Source organism: Campylobacter sp. LMG 7929 (assembly GCF_024723595.1).
Taxonomy (GTDB): domain Bacteria; phylum Campylobacterota; class Campylobacteria; order Campylobacterales; family Campylobacteraceae; genus Campylobacter_D.
The window spans coordinates 1-380 of sequence record NZ_JANQCY010000045.1 but is presented as its reverse complement, the minus strand read 5'-3'; the positions used below and the strand labels follow the sequence as shown (position 1 = coordinate 380).

Genomic DNA, 380 nt, shown 5'->3' with positions numbered 1-380 from the left:
ATTTATATCACTATAAAAATAAAAAAAGGAAAACACTATGGAAAAACTATCCCAAGAAGAAATACAAAAAGCTATGAGAGAATGTGTAGTAAGTTCTTATACTTATGATCCAGCTAATCCTAATGGTTATTCTCAAGATTTATTTGATGTAGAAAATGAAGTTTTTGCTAAAGATTATGAGTTTATAGAAAAATGTGGTTTAGATGATATGGTAAAACACAAAGAAAGTGGTTGTGTTTTTAAAGTTTTTTACAAACAAGATCACAAAGTTAGACTTCTTAGAGTTAGTAATATGCAAGCAATGAATAGTTTTGAAAGCTATAGGGGTATAATGGCAAAAATAATAGGTTTTAAGCCAGAAGATCAAGAGTGATAAAGGC

1 protein-coding gene is annotated in these 380 nt (G+C 28.2%); it reads left to right on the top strand.

From position 1 onward, the window contains the following. Positions 1-37: 37 nt before the first annotated feature. Positions 38-373, top strand: coding sequence for a hypothetical protein (locus tag CAMP5118_RS07990; RefSeq protein WP_039628369.1), 336 nt, complete (start codon positions 38-40; stop codon positions 371-373). Positions 374-380: the final 7 nt, after the last annotated feature.

What these genes read in the sequence shown, in the direction of transcription:
- CAMP5118_RS07990 (WP_039628369.1), top strand. Translation starts at nt 38, where the DNA reads ATGGAAAAACTATCCCAAGAAGAAATACAAAAAGCTATGAGAGAATGT.